Origin of the sequence: Micromonospora sp. CPCC 205539 (genome assembly GCF_036906815.1) — a bacterium.
Lineage (GTDB): Bacteria > Actinomycetota > Actinomycetes > Mycobacteriales > Micromonosporaceae > Micromonospora.
Genome location: NZ_JBAKHW010000039.1, coordinates 41,730 through 60,202, shown reverse-complemented (window position 1 = coordinate 60,202; position 18,473 = coordinate 41,730). Strand labels below are relative to the sequence as shown.

Genomic DNA, 18,473 nt, shown 5'->3' with positions numbered 1-18,473 from the left:
CGGTGGGCAGCCGATGAGAGAGCCACCCCGCCGGTCACCTCGACCAAGCCTGGCCGGGCTGCGGTCGTAGCACCAGTACATAAGTAGCCGATGAGTGGATGTCGCCTCCGCGCCGGATCATAAGACGTTGCCATGGTCCGCGTTGATTTCCCTGATGCCCGTGAGGATGGTCGGAGGGCTTGGCTACTCTCCCGACCAACATCGCGACGGCACCTCTTCGAACCCTCGCCGGGAGACCTCATGTGCACTTCTGCGGCCTGAGAGCCGACGTCCGGAAGTCTGTCGCGGATGTGTCGTGTCGTGGGTACGGTGGCCAACGATCCGCACTCCGTTCCACGAGGAGCGTTCTGGCCGCGATGACGAAACCGACGACGGCTGCCTGGTACTACGCCAAACCAACAACCTTCGTAGGTTCGCTTCAGCACGGCCTTGGGCGCGGCGCGTACCGCGCGTTGCGTGACCCGGCAACGCCACAGGCCGTACTCGCGTGCGTCAAGCGGGACTACCGCTGGGATTGGCTCGTTGATGAGCGCGCCGTCTACCTGGCCCGGCTGATCCGTGATTTGGCGGTACCGATACCTCCGCTGCTCAACCTGCTGAACCAACACGCAGTCGATGACGATGACAACACGTTCGACAACACCCTTGAAGTACTCGAGACATTGGGCCGCGCGGGCGACCGGCATGTGCTCGACGGGTTGCGGTGGTACGTGCACAACGGTCCACGTTGGGTCGACGTACTCCAAACGATCGCCCGCGATTGGCCCCGCGAGCTCTGGGACGATCTGCTGCCGGTCGCGCTGGCCCGGCTCGCACAGGGTGACAACGCGGACGACGTGCTCTGGCGTAGCAGCCCATGGCAGGACTGGGCTGACGCGGACGACCAGGTCGCCGCCGGGGTTGCGGCGTTCCAGCCACGATCCGCCTCACGACCACTTGAGCAGCTGTCGATTGATGATCTTCTGACGATGCTTCGCGCCGGCGGGACCGACCGGCAGAAGGACGTGTTGCGTGAGCTGAACCGCCGAGGGCCGCAGCCGGCCCTGCTGCCGATCGTGGACGAGCTACCCGTGGCAGAGCTCCACGGCCCGTTGGGCCGCGCGATCCGAATGCTCGGCTCCGAGGCACTTCCACTGGCCCGGTCCTGGGCCGCACCTCCGCTCCATCCGATGGTCTGGACCGCCTGCCTGGTGTTGGCCAAGCACGGCGACGACTCTGACGTCCCGGCACTGCTCGCTGGCTGGGACTGGCTGGATCGCAGGACGGATGACCGCTGTGGTTACGACGACCTCGCCGTGGGCATCGCTCGTATTGGCGGACCGGCCGCGCTGGCCGTGGTACCCCGGCTCCGCCAGCTCTGGTTCACGCCGCACACCTTCGAGCGGGCAGCGTACCTACGCGCCGTTGTAGCGCTCGACCCAGGTAACACGGATTCCCTGCTCACCGAGGGCTTGTGGGACTGCGAAAGCGACGTACGACAGGTCGCGGCGGAACACGTCCCACTCGACGACATGACGCGCAAACAACTGAGCTATCTCCGCGACGACCCGATGGAGACCTCCGAGGTACGCGCCACCGCCGCTGCTCGTATGAAACTCCCATAGTGCCTATGTCAGCGTGGGTCGGACGGTTGGCGTCGGCCTGCGACGTGTTGCCGGCTGTGCTCGGCGATCAGGTGCTGTAGAGCCCGTCCCAGGGCTCAGTGAACCCGAGGCGGTGTGGATACAACTCGACCCAGTCGCCTCGCTCAGGGTCAGACTCGTCGATCAAGCCGGACGTGACACCGTCGTGGACCACGCGGAACAGTTCGATGGCATCGCGGGCCCGACGAGCGGCAGTCCGGAAGACGACGGATACTCGCCTGATGACTGGACCGGATCTCGACCCCGAACAGTATCCGCCCATCGACCCGCGTGAACCGGTGCCCGACGACCCGGGCATCCTTCTGCCTGGCGCGCCGGACGAACTGCCCGAAGCCCCGGCCGAACCGACGCCAGACGACGGTGGCAACGCCGGCGGCGTGCGCGAGCCGGCTTAGATCCGTCCGCGATCGAGCGCGACACCAGCCCGACCGCCGATGCCGGCGCTGACGGCGCTCAAGACGTCGGGGCGCCGTCCACCGGATCGGTGTACGGCGCCGGCTACCGCGAGCCCGGTTTGGGGGAGCAGAGCGGTGTGGCATGACCTCCCAGTAGAGGTCGACGTGGTCAGGCGTTGCTGTCGCTCGCGGTTCAACGCAGGACGAGCGCGTCGCCGATGCGTAGGGACCTGCCATCGTGGTGGATGTGCTGACCGTCGTCGAACGCGGTGCTGGCTATTCGGAACCGCGAGGGTTCGGTGATTTCCGCGCTGGCGAGAGTCCAGGGTGCTGCGGGGTGTGCGCTTGGCGCAGCGGCGAGTAGGACGGCACTGCCGTGGTGTGGGACGTCGTGGTCGTCGTGCGGCTCGTCGTACCGGGCTATACGCAGCATGGCCGGGCCGGAGCGGATCGCCTCGGGCGGCACCTCGGGTGGGACGTGACGCCACCGTTGTTCCAGCTCCGCGAACGCCGTCTGGCGCGCCGCTCCACGGCGCGCGCTCGCGGCGAGTATGGCGCTGCCCGCGTCGGCCATGACACGGCAGATGTCGAGGATCGGGATGCCGGCGGCCAGGTTCGGATAATAGTGGACAAGCCGAGCGTGGATCATCAGCATGACGAGTGATCGAGCGGCGGCCTGCTGCGGTGCGGTCAGGGTCGACGTCTGTAGTGGCTTCCGCCGTTGCGGCCGTGCGTGTGGCGTGGTGAGGTCGGCCGCCTGGCCGGCTGTCGATTCGTGCCATCGTGGGTCGTCGGGCCAGACCGAAGCCTCGGTGGCCTGCAAGCGACCGCTGCGCCCGATCGCCACGGTCGGACCGGAGCTGGTGCGGCTTACGGCCATCCCAATTCGGTCCTCGGCGTCGAACTGCAAGTCGCTGACCCCATTGAAGGTGAACCTTAACGGCGCGGCCTGCCATGGCATTTCGGACCCGTCCCGCGAGACACGTCCGGTACTGGGTGTGAACCGTCGTGGAGTGGCCAGAGTCAGGTGTACCTGCAATCCCTCATCCGACGGTTGAGCGGTCAGCGAGCGCACGCTGCCGTTGGCGAGGTCGTAGTCCTCGGCCAGTGCATCGATGATTTCCGCGGTCAGCCGGAAGGTGACCGGGAAGACGCGTCCTTGGTAGTCCCGGTGCACGGAACGCTCCGGCGGTGCGGTGGGAAGCACCCTGTCCAGGCTCGGGTTCAGGTCGACCATAAGCCTGCGTCGGTCGGCCCCGAGGCCAGCCATCCAGCGGAGGCCGCTGCTGGCTCGTTTGGATCGAAGTGGCCAGGGAGCGCATGCGGCGCCCACCAGAGGCAGAGTGTTGTTGTCCCAGATGTCGGCGATGCGGCCGATGCGAGTCGCGTCGAAGCTCCGCGCGTCCGTGGCCAGGGTGGCGATCTCTCGGATGGAGCGATCGAGCAGCCCGGCGAAGGCTTCCAGTGGCGAGCTCACGTCGGCGAGTATGGCACCCGCGCGAAGAGGAGGGCCGCGTCGATCACGAGACGACTTGCCGGCAGGGTGCAGCGCCACCGCCGCCGAGCGACCCCCAGTAACCTCGACCAAGCCTGGCTGGGCTGCGGTCGTACCACCAGTCGATAAGTAGCCGACGACAGTGCCCCCGGTCGTCCTGGGCATACCGCCGCCCTGCGTCATAGCGGCGGCACCCTGCAAAGGCGGGAGCCGGGGGTTAGGTATCGAACGTCCGGCGGTAGATCCCCGGGCCTTCCTGCCTGAAGCCGTTCTGCTCGCCACCGGCAGTGCCGGTCTGGATACGACGTGGATGCCAGCAGCGGCGGCCGCCACGGCACGCCGTACGACCTACGGGGCGGCCACCGTGTCGGTATGGGCTCATCCCCGGTGATGTCGGCGGTACTCCGGCGGGAGGTCGCCGAATCCGAGTCCGTTCTCGTCCAGGGCGTTGTAGACGGTCAGCCAGCCGTCGGTGAATCGCATGCCCACGGCCACGGTACCGGCCGCCAGGTCGTCGCCGGCCCACTCGAGAAGCTCTACCGCCTCAAGCCGCTGTCCGCGCCGGGCCGTCAACAAGGCGGGGACGTCATCTCGCCACCGCAGCCGGAAGCCGTCCGATGTCGGCCACGCCGGCGTCCGGGTCACGTCGATCGAGTTCCACGTGATCGACAGATCGTCGAACTTCTGGTGGTTGACTTCGAGGCGTTCTCCTGCGAAGTCGAGCACCACCGGGCAATCGGCGAACCACTCGTCGCGGTCGTCATCCCACACGAGCCAGGTCGAGGTCAGTCGGCTGCCGACAAGGTCCTGCAGCCGCCGAGCGTGACGGTCGGCGATCTCGTCGGCCCCGTTGAGCCACCCCGGTTGGTAACCAGCGATACCGAAGTCGAATGCCACCGAGGGATTGTGCCCGACGTCGGCGCGTTCACGTGACGCTGCCAACCCGGGTGCGGGCCGCATCCATCTGTCGCGAATTCGGTGCGGCGTCCGACGGCGCGGCTCCACCGAGTGTGCGACGAGTCGCTCAGGAACATCCGAGAGGCAGGCCCCGGCCACGACGAGTCTTCCGCCACCGTCCCGGCCGACACCAGTTGGGCTCGGCAGGCGGTCCGGTGCGACGCCAGGACCGGGGAGCGGATTGGTTGCAGGCCAGCGACGAGGTCGTCCCTTCGAAGAGCTCAACCGGTCGCGTCCCGGCCACGTCGCTGAGCAGTAACGTTGGTGTGCTCCGGAGCGGTTGACCTCCCAGTAGCGGTCGAAGTTGTCGGGCCTCGCCGCTTCCGGGATGGCTGGTGCCGGCCGATGTCTCGTGGTGCCAACAAAGTGGCGTTGTTGTCGGACGAGACCACCGCTGCGTCACGCGGTCGCCGCGGCAGCCCGTTAGGCGGATCTGGTGGGCCACGGGCTGGAGGACTTCGTGCTGGCGGTGCACGAACTGGTCAAGGGAAGGCGAGGCGACCTTCAGTCAGCCGATCGTGAACCCGGTCAGCGTGCTGTCCACCGGGGTGGGCGAGCAGGCGAGCGGCCAGGCCCACGCACTGCCATGGGTGCGACGACCGGTCATGTGCTACGGTAACCGAGTTGCAGTTTTGATTTCCGTAGACGTTATCCGGCGCCTGATGGGGCATCTGAAACCCATCCAGGCGCTTTTCGTTTTTCGTGTCGTTTCGACGCGGGTGATCAACGCGGCGGCGTAAGGGTCCGCACAAGGCGGTCTCTCACAGCCTGCGAGGAGCAGACATGACTACAGGTACCGTGAAGTGGTTCAACGCCGACAAGGGCTTCGGCTTCATCAGCCCGGACGACGGCGGCGCCGACGTCTTCGCCCACTTCTCCGCGATCTCGGCGAGCGGCTTCCGCAGCCTCGACGAGAACCAGAAGGTGGAGTTCGACGTCACCCAGGGCCAGAAGGGCCCGCAGGCGGAGAACATCCGCCCGCTCTGATCCACATGCTGTAAACGGCGGCCCGACTGGTTCAGCGGGCCGCCGTTTGGCGTTTAGTGCGCTTGCCACGGCGTCCCCCCACCTCCAGAGGTGCACTCTCGCCCGCGCTGGTCACCACCTCACTACGGTGAAACGGGCCGGGGAGATCGGCCCTTGCGTGCGACTGCCAGCGCCCATCGACCGGCTACTTCCCGACGGTCGGTCCTTGGTGCACGCCATCGGCAAAGGCCACCTCACCGCGATCGACATCTCGCCCACGCCGACGTGAGCACTCTCGGTCCTTGGTCGACCGCACCGAATGCAGCAGAGCGTCCCGGACGGATGTGACCCGCCGTAATGCGCCTCTGACGGTAACGCTCCGCAGGAACGGCGGCCAGTGCGCCCCAGCGGGAGCGGGCTGCACGTCGTCGCTATGGTTGGTGTCGTGGAGACACTGGGCCGACTTGCCGGAGTCACGGTCGACTGCCGGGATCCGCAGCGACTGGCTGACTTCTGGTCCGTGGTGCTCGGAGGACGCGTGACGGAGTCTCTTCCCGGCTGGCGTCGCGTCACTGTCGCCGGGGGCGGCCCGGTGCTGACATTCCAGCCGGTCCCGGAGCCCAAGGCCGGCAAGACGCGACTACACCTTGACATCGCCGTTACCGATGTTGACGAAGCGGTCGATCGGATCGGGATGTTGGGCGGGCGGTGGACAGGTGAACGGCATGACTACCAAGAGGGCGCAGTCCTCGTCATGACCGACCCGGAGGACAACGAGTTCTGCGTCGTGCAGTACTACCGGGTGTGATCTGGTTAGGCTTTCGACCGAGCATCCGAGAACTGCTGACGGCGTCGTACGCACCGTCGTCGTTGCACACTGCACAAGCGGCCGCAAGAGTGTGGAGCCGTCGACAGACTTTTCTGCCGCTGACAAGGGGCGGCGATCGTGGGCGTGATCCCCGATCGACCGATGTGGCTGCGGGAGCCAGCGCTGTTGCCAACCAAGGCACTGGGCCGGCAGTTCACGATCGGTCAGTGGCCCGGTGCGAGCCCGGTTTGGAGTGAGCAGTTCGAAAGCAGTGGGGTGCCCTGAACGGCCTTGAACTGCGTCCCACGGCATCGAGGGCCCCCATCGGCGGAGTCGAGCCGATCTGCCGTGCCCTGACCGGGCACGGGTTGAAGATCGCGGCCAGCACCTACTACAAGCCCAAGGCGATGCCGCCGTCGGCGCGGTCGGTTCAGGACGCCCGGTTGCCCGATGAGATCCGCCGGGTTCACGTGGCCAACTACGGCGTCTACGGCGCCCGGAAGGTGTGGCGGCAGCTACGCCGTGACGGTGTCGAGGTAGCCCGCTGCACCGGGGAGCGGCTGATGCGCGACGCGGGCCTGCGCGGAGTCGTGCGGGCAAGACGATCCGCACCACGGTCGCCGATCCTGGCCATGAACGCGCCGATGACCACGTCGCCCGGGACTTCACCGCCGCAGCAGCGAATCGCTGCTGGGTGGCCGACTTCACGCACGTCGCCACCTTCGCCGGCGTCGTCTACGTCGCGTTCGTCGTGGACGTCTACTCCGGAGCGATCGTGGGCTCGTCGGCGACCCAAAAGCGATCTACTTCGGACGAGAGCTATTCACCATGCCGGCGGTGCGCCGCGCCCCGCAGACTCAGCGACGGGCTAAGGGTTTCATCTGGTTCGCCGTGTCCGCTGTGCCGCGGATATCAGACGATGAAAACGAGCCTGCCGTGTGGGTCGACGGGTTCGACGAGCCGTGGACGACGTCGAGCGGGGCTGCGTCGGCGGCGTCTCTCTCCTGCGATACCATCGGCGGGTGATTCCAGTGGAGGCGGTCGCGGCTGCGTACTCTTGCTGGTTCACGCCCGCTCTGCCGTTATACGGCAATGAGCACGAGCGGTCCGACTTCGCTCCCTGACCCGTGTCGGCGACTGCCCACCGGTCTCTTGCTCTTTTCATCGTCACTGGGAGCGATGTCTCATGCCCAAACCCGGTATCCGGGTCGTTCTGCGTACCCCTCAAGTGCTCTGGGTCCTGTCTTCCGCCCAGGTCGGCCGGCTGCCGTCGGCCTCCGGGCCACTCGCTCTCCTGCTGTTCGCCCGGCAGTCACTCAGCCTGGCCGCAGCCGGGTTGCTCGTCGCCGCCTACACCGCCGCGATGGCGGTGGGCACGCCCCTGTTCGCCCGAGCGGTGGACCGTTGGCGTCAGCCTCCGGTGCTGTGGTTGTCGGCCGTCCTGTCGGGCACCGGGTTCGTTTTCGTGGCTACCGGCGCCCTGGGCGCGACCGGGGCCGCCGTCGGCGCTGCGGTCGCCGGGCTCGGCACGCCCCCGCTTGAGGCGTGCCTGCGCTCGCTGTGGCCGGATCTCCTGCCACCGGCGGCCGTGCCGGTCGCCTACGCGTTGGACGTCGCCGTCCAGGAGATCATCTTCGTGGTTGGTCCGCTCACCACGCTGCTCGCGGTGGCCCTCGGCGGGCCGTCGGCAGGGCTGGTCGTTGCCGCACTGCTCCAGCTCGTTGGCATCGCGGTGTTCGTCTGCGCTCCGTCCGTCCGTGCCTGGCGTGGCATTTCGGTGGCACGGCATTGGGCGGGCCCGCTGCGGGCACCGCAGTTCGTGGTCCTGCTGGCGGGGGTCGCTGGCACGGGTATGGCGATCGGCGGCATCGCGGTCGCGGTCACCGCCTATGCGGAGGCGGCCGGTGACCGGCACCTGGCCGGCTGGCTTCTCGCTGCCCAGGCGGCCGGCGCGCTGACCGGTGGTCTGCTCTACACGCGGGCGCGCCCCGGTGGACCTCGACGTCTGCCGCTGCTCGCCGCCGGGCTGGCCCTCGGGTTCCTTCCATTGCTGCTGATGCCACGGCCCACGTTGATGGCGGCGCTGCTGGCCGTCAGCGGTCTGGCCCTACCGCCGATGTTGACTGCCATCTTCCTCAGGGTGGACCAGCTGGCGATGCCGGGGACCGTCGCTGAGGCATTCGCCTGGGTCGCCACCGCGTTCACCATCGGCAGTGCCGCCGGCTCGGCACTGACCGGTCTGGTGGCGGCGAACGGCGTCCGCTACGGCCTGGCCTTCGCACCCGTCGCGGCACTGCTCAGCACCATCATCATGGCGACCCTCGCCAGGAATCCGCGCGCTTCGACATCGGCAGAGGGCAACCCTTCCCCGGTCGGTACATTCCAAGCAGGGTGAGGGACGCCAAGCAGGACGGCCATTACCGTGACAACGCGCGCCGAGCCGATGCTGGTCGCCACCAGGCCGGAGAACGGCAGCGCCAGCAGAGACCCGGCGGCGACAGCGAGCAGCAACAGGCCAAGAGCCGCCGGATCGAGGTCGAGGCGGTCGCGGACCTGCGGAATCCGGGAAGCCCAACTGGCGAACGCGAAGCCGGAAGCGTTGAGGGCCGCGTAGGTTGCCGCGCTGGCAACACGGACCGCTGGCAACGTGGCGGCGGTCGGGGTCATCGTGTTCGGCAAACCGCAAGGAGGAACGGGGCCCACCTAGCCATCAACATGAATTCGAACATAACAAACGGCTTTCCTGTTTGAAACGTTGTCTTCTAGGTGAGTATGGGGTTCAATGGCGGCATGATGATCGGTGACCGTCACCGGCGGATCCTCGACGCGGTGCAGCAAGCCGGCGAACTCGGCGTCGGTCAGCTCGCCGAGCTGACCGGCACCTCGGAGATGACCGTGCGCCGAGACTTGGAACAGCTGGCCGATCACGGGATGCTCGAGCGCTACCGCGGCGGCGCGCGCAGCCTCACCCTGCGTGGCGAGGCACCCCCCTTCGCCCTGCGCATGCAGGAAGGCCGGGACGCCAAGCGCCGTATCGCGCAGGCAGTCGCCGGCCTGATCGCCGACGGCGAGGCCGTCGTCATCGACAGCGGCACGACCTGCCTGGAGGTCGCCCGACTGCTCACCACGCGCCGACTCACGGTCATGCCGCTCTCACTGCATACGGCGAACACTCTGGCCGGCGCTCCGCAGCTTCGGCTGCTGCTGCCCGGGGGCGAGCCCCGGACCGACGAACTGGCAATGACCGGGCCGCTTGCCGAGGCATCGTTGACCGCGCTGCGCTTCGACACCGCGGTCCTCGGCTGCTGCGGGCTGACCGCCGCCGGGCTAACCGCCTACGACCTTGCCGACGCTGCGATCAAACGCGCGATCATCGCCTCCGCCCACCGCGTCATCGCCGTCGCCGACCCCGCCAAACTTTTACGTACAACCTTGGCGTTCGTGGCACCCATCTCGGCGCTCAGCATGGTCGTCACCACCGACGACGCAGCCGACGAGGAAACCCAAGCCCTCGTCGGTGCCGGCACCATCGTCCACAAGGCGTGACCACTATGCCAGAAATCATCCTGTTCGACCTGTTCGGAGTAATCGCCCGCCACCAATCCCCGGCAGGCCAGCAGGCGCTCGTCGCGACCGCCGGCGTCCCCGCCCCCGCGTTCTGGGACGCCTACTGGCGGCTACGCATGCCCTACGACCGAGGAGAGGTAACCGGCGCCGAGTACTGGCACCAGGTCACCACCGAGCTGGGTACCACGTTCGACGCGGACCGGCTCAGCGCGCTCATCCGCGCAGACATCGCGAGTTGGAACTCCGTCAACGACGACATGGTCGCCCTGATCGAGCAGGCCGCGGCCTCAGGCGTGCGCCTGGCGCTCCTGTCGAACGCCCCCGAGGAACTCGCCGCCTACTACGAACAGCACCACACTCGCTGGCTGCAGCACTTCGAACTCATCGCTTTCTCGTGCCGCATCGGCCAGGCCAAACCGGAACCTGAAGCCTTCCGCTGGTGCTGCCACAAGCTGGGCGTAACACCCGAACGGATCCTTTTCATCGACGACCGCAGCGAAAACGTCCACGCCGCGCAACGCCTCGGCATACACACCCACCTGTTCATCGACCCCGCCACGACAGCGCAAGAAATCAACAACACGTGGCGACGGCGCGTCGCCGCACCTGCGGAGTAGCGGCCAAACCCGCGCACATCGAGGCCAGCGGGAGTACGCCAAGACGGCCGCGCCGACGGAGATTTAGGGCGTCGAGGGTAGGGCGGTCAGGCGGATTGCCGGTGGCGGCCGAGTGACAGGAGCAGGCCGGCGGCGGCCAAGGCGATTCCGGCGACGGCGGTGTACGCCGGGAGTTGGGCGGGGACGCCGAGGTAGACGGTGATGCCGAGGATGCGGGACAGGCCCCAGGGCAGCAACGCGAGCTGGTCATTCCACACCGTCAGCGCGCGTTCCAGGCCCACTACCGACACCAGGGCGGACAGCACGCCGAGGGGCACACCCGCGGCGGTGAGGGTCAGCCCGACGGCGCTTCGGTGGTGCAGGCCGTACCGGTCCCGCAGGACCACGGCGACGACCACGAACAGCCAGCAGAACGCCGCGAACGCGACGGTGACGTACGCCGCGCGCACACTCGGTGCAGTCCAGAAGGCGAACCAGTAACCGCCCGGTCCGCGCCCGGCCAGCGCCGCCAGCAGCAGCACGCTGCGCAACAGCGCGACGCCACCGACCACGGCCCACAGGTGGAACGGATCCCGCCGGCCGACGACGAGGCGTACGACGAGGGCGAACAGCGCCCACCCACCGAGGGTGACCAGCAGATGCGCCGGCGCGGCGAACCAGGTCAGCACGAGCCGACTCGCCACCAGCACCACGGCCGGGACCAGCCACACCAACACCCGGTCCGCCCGCGTCATGGGCGTCGGCAGCGCGGCGACCCGCCACGGCCGGAGCGCGCCGAGCAGCAACCCGCGCGCGGCGGCTGCGCCGAACCCGCGCCCGTACAGGCCGAGGAGCACCAACAGCACGATCGCCCCGAGCATCGCCCGGGCCGCCCAGGCCATCGCCGGGTCCCGGTCGGCGCGCCGCGCCCCGAGGTCGGCGGCGGTGAAGTTGTACGCGGGCAGGTCCAGGTCGGCGCCGTAGCGCTGCCGGTGCGCGTCGCGCGCGTCCTGGTAGGCCGCCGCGGCCCGCCGCCAGTCGTGGCGGGCGGCCGGGGCACCCGTGTCCAGCCACTGCGCGTGCCGCAGCACCATGGCCCGGTACGCGCTCAGCGTCTCGAACAGGTCGACCTGGTAGTCGAGAGTCGCGGTGAAGCGCCCGCGCAGTTCCGCGTCCCGCCAGGTCGCCGGCTCGGTCGCGGCGACCAGGTCGCGCATGCGCCGGGCCAGCACGACGGCCTGCGTGCCCTCCTCGATCGCCTCGTCGACGCGGCCGCCGCTCACCGCGTAGATGCTGTCCAGCGCCGCGGAGTCGCCGGTCGGGATGTCCCACTCGAAGATCCACATCATGGGCGGCGGTTCCAGCCCGAGCGCCCGCACCGACCGGTCGGCGTACGGACCGATGTAGAGGCCCTTGGTGACCGCCTGCCGGGACAGCGCCATGGCCTGCCCGATCGCGGCGACGGTGGCCGGGTCGCCGGAGAACGTGCGGTACGCCCAGTCCGCCGTGACCTGCGCCGGGTCGACGTTCGGGTCCCAGGCCAGGCGGCCGACGGCGTACGTGTTGAGGTCGTAGAGCTGCCAGAACCCTGCGCGCAGGTACAGCGACATGGGCCCGGCGCGCAGCGGCCCGCCGTCCTGCGTCCAGTTCCAGACCCCCTCGACGTTCGGGTTGGCGGCAAGGAATGCGCGCAGCGCCTGGCGGTGCAGCGGGCCGAGGTCGTTGGGCAGCGAGCCGAACGCCTCGAACTCGCGCCGGGCCTGGAACTCCACGATGCGGCGGTGCCCGCCGCTCAGCAGGGTGGTGTTCAGCGGCAGGTGGCTGTAGAAATCGCCCAGGGTGTACTTGGTGGACACGATCAGGTGCGGGTCGTCGAGCCCGCCGAGGACCCGCGCGTACGACACCGGGTTGGTGTGCAGGTCGCCAACGGCGCCAACGCCCACCGTCCACGTGCGGAAGATGATTTCCTTCCCGGCTGTGCCCGCGGTGTCCAACAGCGCCCGCAGCATCGCGCGCACAGACGCTTCCGTGGTGACCGCGAGCCGTGACGAGTAGTCCCAGCCGGTTCCGGCGTACACCTCGCCGCCCTCGCCGACGCGGACCATGAGGCCGTCGACGAACGGCATGCTCTCGAACAGCTCGGCCAGACCGGACTGGTAGACCGCCCACAGCCGAGGGTCGGCCGCGTCGAGGCCGCCGACGGTCCGCGTCAGGTATGCCTCCAACGGGGGCGACACCGCGAGCATGTCGGTCAGCAGATAGACCCGCACGCCCATGTCCTCGGCGTACCGGAAGACGGGGCCGAACGCCGCGACCATCGCCCGTGCGCGCTCGACGTGCGGGTCGCCGGGCGGGTAGACCGCACGCCCGTCGCCGACCTTCATGAACGTGACGTACTCCAGGAAGCCGGGCACGACAATTCCGTTGAATCCCTGCGCCACCGAGTGGTCGACGAACTGCCGAAACTGCGCGTCGATGCGGGCCACCGCGCCAGCGTCCACCCACGGCGCGCGAGGCAGCACCGCCGACCCGACCACGTCGGTGTTCAGGCCATAGTCGTCGCCGGCGGCGAAGACGGCCGGGTCGGGCTCGCGTCCCACCGAACCCGCGTCGGTCAGCCGCAGGCCGAGCCGGGGGATGACCACCCGACCCGCGTCCGCCGCGGGGAGCGCCTCGGCACCGGAGCGGATCCGGTCGGCCAGCCGGTACATGCCTGCGGCCACGCCCGCGACGTCGCCGCCCTGGACGGCCAGCTCGGCGCCACGCACGTCGAGCCGGTACGACTCGGGCGTCGCGCTGAGGGTGGCCAACACGTCCGCCCGCAGCGTCCTCACCGCCGACAGGTCCGGGGCCGCGACGCGCCCGGTGCCGGTGCCCGGCGCGGCCGTCGCGGACCTGGCCGGGCTCGACACGGCCGGGACGAGCACCGGCCGGGGCAGGCCGCGGAAGACGACCGCGTCGGCGACGGCGGCTGCGGCCTTCCTGACGCGCAACTCGTCGGGCACGACGAGGGACGCCAACGGCGGAACCGGTGCGGGCGTCCGCGCCGGCGCGCCGGCAGCGTCCTCGCCCGGCACGGCGGCGGGGGCGTGGCTCAGCCCCAGCGTGTCGCCGACACCCCAGGCCGTTGCCGCGCCGAGCGCCAACAGGACCGCCGCGGCGACGAGCAGCGGGTACGGCCTGCGGGCCTGGGCAACGTGAGCCACGCCCGCATAGTAGTAGCCTCGCCGGCCTTCGTCCTCGACGCGGAAGCAGGCGTCGAGCGGGTTCGGTCGCCGGGAACTCCTCTGCGGCCCGGCGCCTGGCGGCATTGGCGGATCGGCGCGGCGGTAACCGCCCTTCCCCGGCTACCCGCGCGGCCGGCTCCGGCCAGCCGCGAGCCGGGTGAAGGCCAGCACCGCAGCAAGGCTCGCCGGCTCCTCGCGCGACCATCTGCGGGGTCGACGAGGGCCCGATCGCGCCGGCTGTCGCTGCCCGCAAACAGCGCACGCTTCCTACTCGGGCTCGGCCAGTGGAGGGTCCACTGCGCGACCTAACGGGCCATCCAACGCAATGTCCGCTTTGTCCAGAAAATGTTATGGTGGAACGTATGTTCAGAACTAGCACGTCACCCGACACCACTGAGTTCGCAGGAAAGCGGGCGATCGTCACGGGAGGTTCTCGCGGGATCGGCGCGGCCATCGCGCAGCGGTTGCTCGACGGCGGGGCGACCGTCGTCACCACGGCGCGTAACGCCTCCGACGAGACGCCGAAGGCCGCCACCTTCATTCAGGGCGACATCGGCACACTCGCGGGCGTGCAGGCATTCACCGCGGCAGCGCTCAACGAACTCGGCGGCGTCGACATCGTGGTCAACAACGCGGCGGCGGCCCGTGCCCACATCGGGGGCATCTCGTCCATCCCCGACGAGGAATGGCTCGACGCCCTCTACCTCAACTACCTGTCCGCCGTGCGGGTCAACAACGCGCTGCTGCCGGCGCTGCGCGAGGCCGGTTCGGGCAGCGTGATCGTCAACATCTCATCGGGAGCGGCCCTCACGCCGGCGCCGCCACTGGCTCACTACGGTGCCGCCAAGGCCGCCCTCAACACCTACAGCAAGGCGCTCGCCTCCGAGCTCGCGCCTGCCGGAATCCGCGTCACCACGATCATCCCCGGCAACGTGCTCACCCCGGGCGCCGACGCGATCCGCCAGAACTTCGCCGACGCGATGGACGTCCCGCTTGCCGCCACCACAGCGAGCATCCCCATGGGCCGTCCCGGGGACCCGCGCGACATCGCCGAGGCCGTCGCCTACCTCGCATCGGACCGGGCTCAGTGGGTCACCGGAATAAGCCTGACAGTCGACGGCGGTGAAATCCCCGTCGTCTAGTGCGGTGCCCACGAACGTTCACCGGGTGTCCAGTGGTCGTTGTGGATCATCGCCTTATGGGCGAGCGAATCTCCTCCCGGTGGTGGGGCGGGCCTGCGCGGGCCAACTGATCCTCGCGCCGCCCGTGGGCGGCGGTGGGGGCCGACCGTGCCCGGCCGGCATTTCCCTGCGTGGTGGGGGAGAATCGAATCATGTTTGTCATTAAGGAGCGGTTCTTCTCGATCGGCGATGACTTCGACGTGCTCGACGAGCACGGCACCAAGGTCTTCCACGTCGACGGCAAGGTGCTCAGCGTCCGCAACAAAGTCGTCATCGAGGACGCCTCCGGCCAGGAGGTCGCCACGCTGCACCGGCACCTGGTGGCGTTGCGTCCCACGTACGAGATCCGGATCGGCGGCGAGAAGGCCGCAGAGGTCCGCAAGAATCTGCTCACGCCGTTCCGCGACAAGTTCACCATCGACGTGCCGGGTCCCGACGACCTGGAGATGAAGGGTGACCTGCTCGACCACGAGTACGTGATCGAACGCGACGGCACCGAGGTGGCCGCGGTCTCCAAGCGGTGGCTGACGATCCGGGACACCTACGCCGTGCAGGTCACTGCCGGCGTCGACCCGCTGCTCATCATCGGCAGCGTCCTCGCGCTCGACCTGGCCATGAACCGCGACAAGAAGAAGGACGACGAGGACTGACCGTGTGGGCGGCAGCCGCGTTGCTCGGGGTCGGGACGGTCTACCGCGTTCACCGATTCGGCGGCGACGGCCGGTCACCTGCGCCGCGAACAGCCGGTAACCAGGCTGGGCAGGAGCGGCCGGCTGCGCTACTGGCTTCGGGGCCGGATGTTGTGGTTGAGGTGGAACACGTTGTGCGGGTCCCAGATCGTCTTGAGTGCGGTGAGTCTGGCGAGCTTGGCGGCCGGGTATGCGCGGCGTACCCCGCGTTGCCCCTCGTCGGCGGCGAGTGAGTTGACGTAGACCCCGTCGGCGTACGGGTCGAGCGCGGCTCCGGCACTGCGAGCCGCTGCCATCCGAATGTCGTCCTCGGATGGCTCGGTCCAGCGGGAGCCGGCGCCGTACTCGAACGCGGTGCCGCGGTGGCTGAACGCGGCGTCGGCGTCCGCCACGTCGGCGATGGCGCCGCCGTGCGCCTGCAGGCCGACACCGGCCAGGTGTACGCCGGTGTGCAGGTCCGACGCGCCGCGCAGCAGGAACGCCTCGATCGCGGCGGTGGGGAACCGCCGCAGGTAGTGCGCACTGGAGTACCGGCGGTAAGCGTGGCCGCCGACGGTGTCGTCGCGTTGCTGCAGCTCCAGGTACGACGGGGTCGTGACCCGCTCAGCGACCGGGTGCCCGAGCGCCCGCATCGCCGGCAGCAACCGGTGACCCTGTGCCGGGTCGCCGACCCATACGAAGCCAACGGTGGCGATCGGGCCCCTGGCCGTGCTGTGGACATCGGCGGTGAAGGTCGCCTGCCGCGGCGCGGGGGCGTTGAGGTCCCGCCAGCCTTCGAGCACCGGTACGGCGTCCTCGGCGCGGAAGTCGAACTCGGCGACCAGGGTCTGCGTTCCGATGTGATGGAGTTGGAAGTCGAAGTTGGTAACGATGCCGAAGTTGCCGCCCCCGCCGCGCAGGCCCCAGTGGAGGTCGGGGTTCTCGGCTCGGCTCGCGGTCACCACCTCGCCGTCCGCGGTGACCATCGTGTAGGAGACGACGTTGTCGCAGGCCAACCCGTGTTGGCGGGCGAGCCAGCCCATGCCGCCGCCGAGGGTCAGGCCACCGACCCCGGTGTGCGAGACGTTACCCGCGGTCGTGGCGAGGCCGTATGGCTGCGACGCCTTGTCGAGTGCGCCCAGCAGCGCGCCGCCCTCGACCCGGGCGCGCCGCCGGATGGGGTCGACCCGAACCCCGTTCAACGGGGTCAGGTCGATCATCAGACCGTCTGCGGGGACGGCGAGGCCGGCCACGTTGTGGCCGCCACAGCGTATCCCGATCTCCAGGTCGAGTTCGCGGGCCAGGCGCACCGCGGTCACCACGTCGGCGACGCTCGCGGCCTGCACGATCATCCGTGGGCGGCGGTCAATCATGGCGTTCCAGACGGTGCGGGCCGCGTCGTAACCCGGGTCGCCCGGGGTGAGGAGGCGGCCGTCGAAGCGAGCGCTGGTCCCTGTCGTCATACATGTGAGCCTGACCGAAATCGGTACACCCGGTAAGGTCCGATCGCATGGGCCAAATCAGGACCAATTCCAGCACGGCGACGGACCTGCTCCTCGATGTCGACCGGTCTGCGGCCGAACCGCTGCACCGGCAGATCGCCGCGTCGATCCGGCGCAGCATCCGGGCCGGCCGGCTGCGTCTCGGGACGTCCCTGCCACCCACCCGCACCATCGCAGCCGATCTGGGAGTGTCACGCGGCGTCGTGGTCGAGGCCTACCAGCAACTCGTCGCCGAGGGCTACCTCACCAGTCGGGCGGGCGGCTACACCCGGGTGGCGGTCGAGCCGGTTGCGCCGTCGGCGGGTCGGCCGGGCGGGGATCGGCCGGCGGCCCGGATCGACTTCGGGTACGGCCGTACCGACGTGTCGTCGTTCCCTCGGGCCACCTGGCTGCGTTCGGTCCGAACGGTCCTCACCACCACGCCGAACGAACGCTTCGCCTACCTCGACGGGCGTGGCGTACCCGAACTGCACGCAGCCCTGACCGACTACCTCAACCGGGTCCGCGGCACATCGGCCCGCCCGGAGAACGTCGTGATCTGCAGTGGCTACGGCCAAGGCATCGCGCTGATACTCCAGGTGCTCGCGGCGCGCGGCGCCCGCCGGCTGGCCGTCGAGGACCCATCCGCGGACGACGACGCCCGCCCCGTCGCGGCCGCCGCCGGCCTGGACGTGATCGGCGTCCCGGTCGGGCCCAACGGCATTCTCGTCGAGAAGCTCGAACAGACCGACGCGGACGCCGTCGTGCTGACGCCCTCGCACCAGTGGCCCACCGGCGGCGTCCTGTCGGCCACCGCGCGGGCCCGGGTCATCGGCTGGGCGCAGCGCCGCGGTGCCGTGGTGATCGAGGACGACTACGACGCGGAGTACCGCTACGACCGCTCGCCCGTCGGCGCCATGCAGGGGCTGGCACCCGACACCGTCGTGTACTGCGGCACAGCGAGCAAAACCCTGGCGCCAGGGCTGCGCCTCGGGTGGTTGCTGGCGCCGTCACACCTGGTCGACGACATCACGGCCGCCAAGGTACGGGCCGACCGCGGTTCTCCCGTCATCGACCAACTGACCTTCGCCGACTTCCTCACCCGCGGCGAATTCGACCGGCACCTGCGACGCATGCGCCCGGTCTACCGCCGCCGCCGCGACGCACTCCTGGCCGCGCTGCGCGCACGGCTGCCCGAACTGAAGCCGGTCGGTGTCGCGGCCGGCCAACACGTCGTGACCTGGCTCCCGCACGACCTCGACGAGGGCGCGGTCGTGGCTGCCGCCGCCCGGCACGGACTGGTCGTGCAAGGCGTCTCCCGGTACCGCCTGAGCCCCGCCGGACCCGGCGGGCTGATCTTCGGCTACGCCACCCTCACCGAACGCACCATCACCGACGGAGTGGAAGCCCTTGCCACCGCGGTCGCAGAGGTCCGTGCGGAGATCTGCCGCTGATGGTGCCCGTCCGCCGGTCTAGGGTCCCTGGGGTG

General features: G+C 69.4%; 14 protein-coding genes and 1 pseudogene. 11 read left to right on the top strand and 4 right to left on the bottom strand.

Annotated features, from left to right (window positions below):
• Positions 1–356: 356 nt before the first annotated feature.
• Positions 357–1,604 carry a hypothetical protein gene (locus V6V47_RS26860; protein WP_334631152.1) on the top strand — a complete coding sequence of 416 codons (1,248 nt, stop codon included), beginning with the start codon at positions 357–359 and terminating at the stop codon, positions 1,602–1,604.
• A 260-nt stretch (positions 1,605–1,864) separates the two neighbouring features.
• Positions 1,865–2,038 carry a hypothetical protein gene (locus tag V6V47_RS26855; RefSeq protein WP_334631151.1) on the top strand — a complete coding sequence of 58 codons (174 nt, stop codon included), beginning with the start codon at positions 1,865–1,867 and terminating at the stop codon, positions 2,036–2,038.
• Between the two features lie 193 nt (positions 2,039–2,231).
• Here the strand turns inward: V6V47_RS26855 and V6V47_RS26850 are convergent, their stop codons facing one another.
• Together V6V47_RS26850 and V6V47_RS26845 are read right to left on the bottom strand one after the other, a co-directional pair.
• Positions 2,232–3,515: a hypothetical protein gene (locus tag V6V47_RS26850; RefSeq protein ID WP_334631150.1), complete on the bottom strand. Its 1,284-nt coding sequence runs from the start codon at positions 3,513–3,515 to the stop codon at positions 2,232–2,234.
• 396 nt (positions 3,516–3,911) lie between these two features.
• Complete coding sequence (locus V6V47_RS26845) at positions 3,912–4,430, bottom strand: hypothetical protein (RefSeq protein WP_334631149.1); 519 nt, start codon at positions 4,428–4,430, stop codon at positions 3,912–3,914.
• Between the two features lie 843 nt (positions 4,431–5,273).
• Between V6V47_RS26845 and cspE the strand changes: the two genes are divergently transcribed.
• From cspE to V6V47_RS26815, 6 genes and pseudogenes are all read left to right on the top strand, one after another.
• On the top strand, positions 5,274–5,477 hold the full coding sequence (gene cspE, locus V6V47_RS26840) for a transcription antiterminator/RNA stability regulator CspE (RefSeq protein WP_043326981.1): 204 nt from the start codon (positions 5,274–5,276) through the stop codon (positions 5,475–5,477).
• Positions 5,478–5,901: 424 nt separating this feature from the next.
• A complete protein-coding gene (locus V6V47_RS26835) occupies positions 5,902–6,264 on the top strand; it encodes a VOC family protein (RefSeq protein WP_244200459.1) in 363 nt (120 codons plus the stop codon).
• Positions 6,265–6,593: 329 nt separating this feature from the next.
• A pseudogene (locus V6V47_RS26830) lies at positions 6,594–7,045 on the top strand (IS3 family transposase); the annotation flags it as partial.
• Positions 7,046–7,450: 405 nt separating this feature from the next.
• Positions 7,451–8,659 (top strand): MFS transporter, encoded by a 1,209-nt coding sequence (locus V6V47_RS26825; RefSeq protein WP_334631148.1) that lies wholly within the window; start codon positions 7,451–7,453, stop codon positions 8,657–8,659.
• Positions 8,660–9,054: 395 nt separating this feature from the next.
• A complete protein-coding gene (locus V6V47_RS26820; RefSeq protein ID WP_334631147.1) occupies positions 9,055–9,810 on the top strand; it encodes a DeoR/GlpR family DNA-binding transcription regulator in 756 nt (251 codons plus the stop codon).
• Positions 9,811–9,815: 5 nt separating this feature from the next.
• Positions 9,816–10,448, top strand: coding sequence for an HAD family hydrolase (locus V6V47_RS26815; RefSeq protein WP_334631146.1), 633 nt, complete (start codon positions 9,816–9,818; stop codon positions 10,446–10,448).
• Between the two features lie 86 nt (positions 10,449–10,534).
• Here the strand turns inward: V6V47_RS26815 and V6V47_RS26810 are convergent, their stop codons facing one another.
• A complete protein-coding gene (locus tag V6V47_RS26810) occupies positions 10,535–13,633 on the bottom strand; it encodes a hypothetical protein (RefSeq protein ID WP_334631145.1) in 3,099 nt (1,032 codons plus the stop codon).
• A gap of 383 nt (positions 13,634–14,016) precedes the next feature.
• Here V6V47_RS26810 and V6V47_RS26805 point away from each other — a divergent pair, with 383 nt between their 5' ends.
• Together V6V47_RS26805 and V6V47_RS26800 are read left to right on the top strand one after the other, a co-directional pair.
• Positions 14,017–14,796, top strand: a complete 780-nt coding sequence (locus tag V6V47_RS26805; protein ID WP_334631156.1) for an SDR family oxidoreductase — start codon at positions 14,017–14,019, stop codon at positions 14,794–14,796.
• Positions 14,797–14,930: 134 nt separating this feature from the next.
• A complete protein-coding gene (locus tag V6V47_RS26800; RefSeq protein ID WP_334631144.1) occupies positions 14,931–15,485 on the top strand; it encodes an LURP-one-related/scramblase family protein in 555 nt (184 codons plus the stop codon).
• Between the two features lie 128 nt (positions 15,486–15,613).
• Here V6V47_RS26800 and V6V47_RS26795 read toward each other — a convergent pair whose 3' ends face one another.
• The gene (locus V6V47_RS26795; protein WP_334631143.1) at positions 15,614–16,966 is read right to left on the bottom strand and encodes an FAD-binding oxidoreductase; all 1,353 of its coding nucleotides are present in this window, start codon (positions 16,964–16,966) and stop codon (positions 15,614–15,616) included.
• Positions 16,967–17,013: 47 nt separating this feature from the next.
• On the opposite strand from V6V47_RS26795, the gene pdxR reads away from it, so the two are divergent.
• Positions 17,014–18,438 (top strand): MocR-like pyridoxine biosynthesis transcription factor PdxR, encoded by a 1,425-nt coding sequence (gene pdxR, locus V6V47_RS26790; protein ID WP_334631142.1) that lies wholly within the window; start codon positions 17,014–17,016, stop codon positions 18,436–18,438.
• The last annotated feature ends 35 nt before the right edge of the window (positions 18,439–18,473 follow it).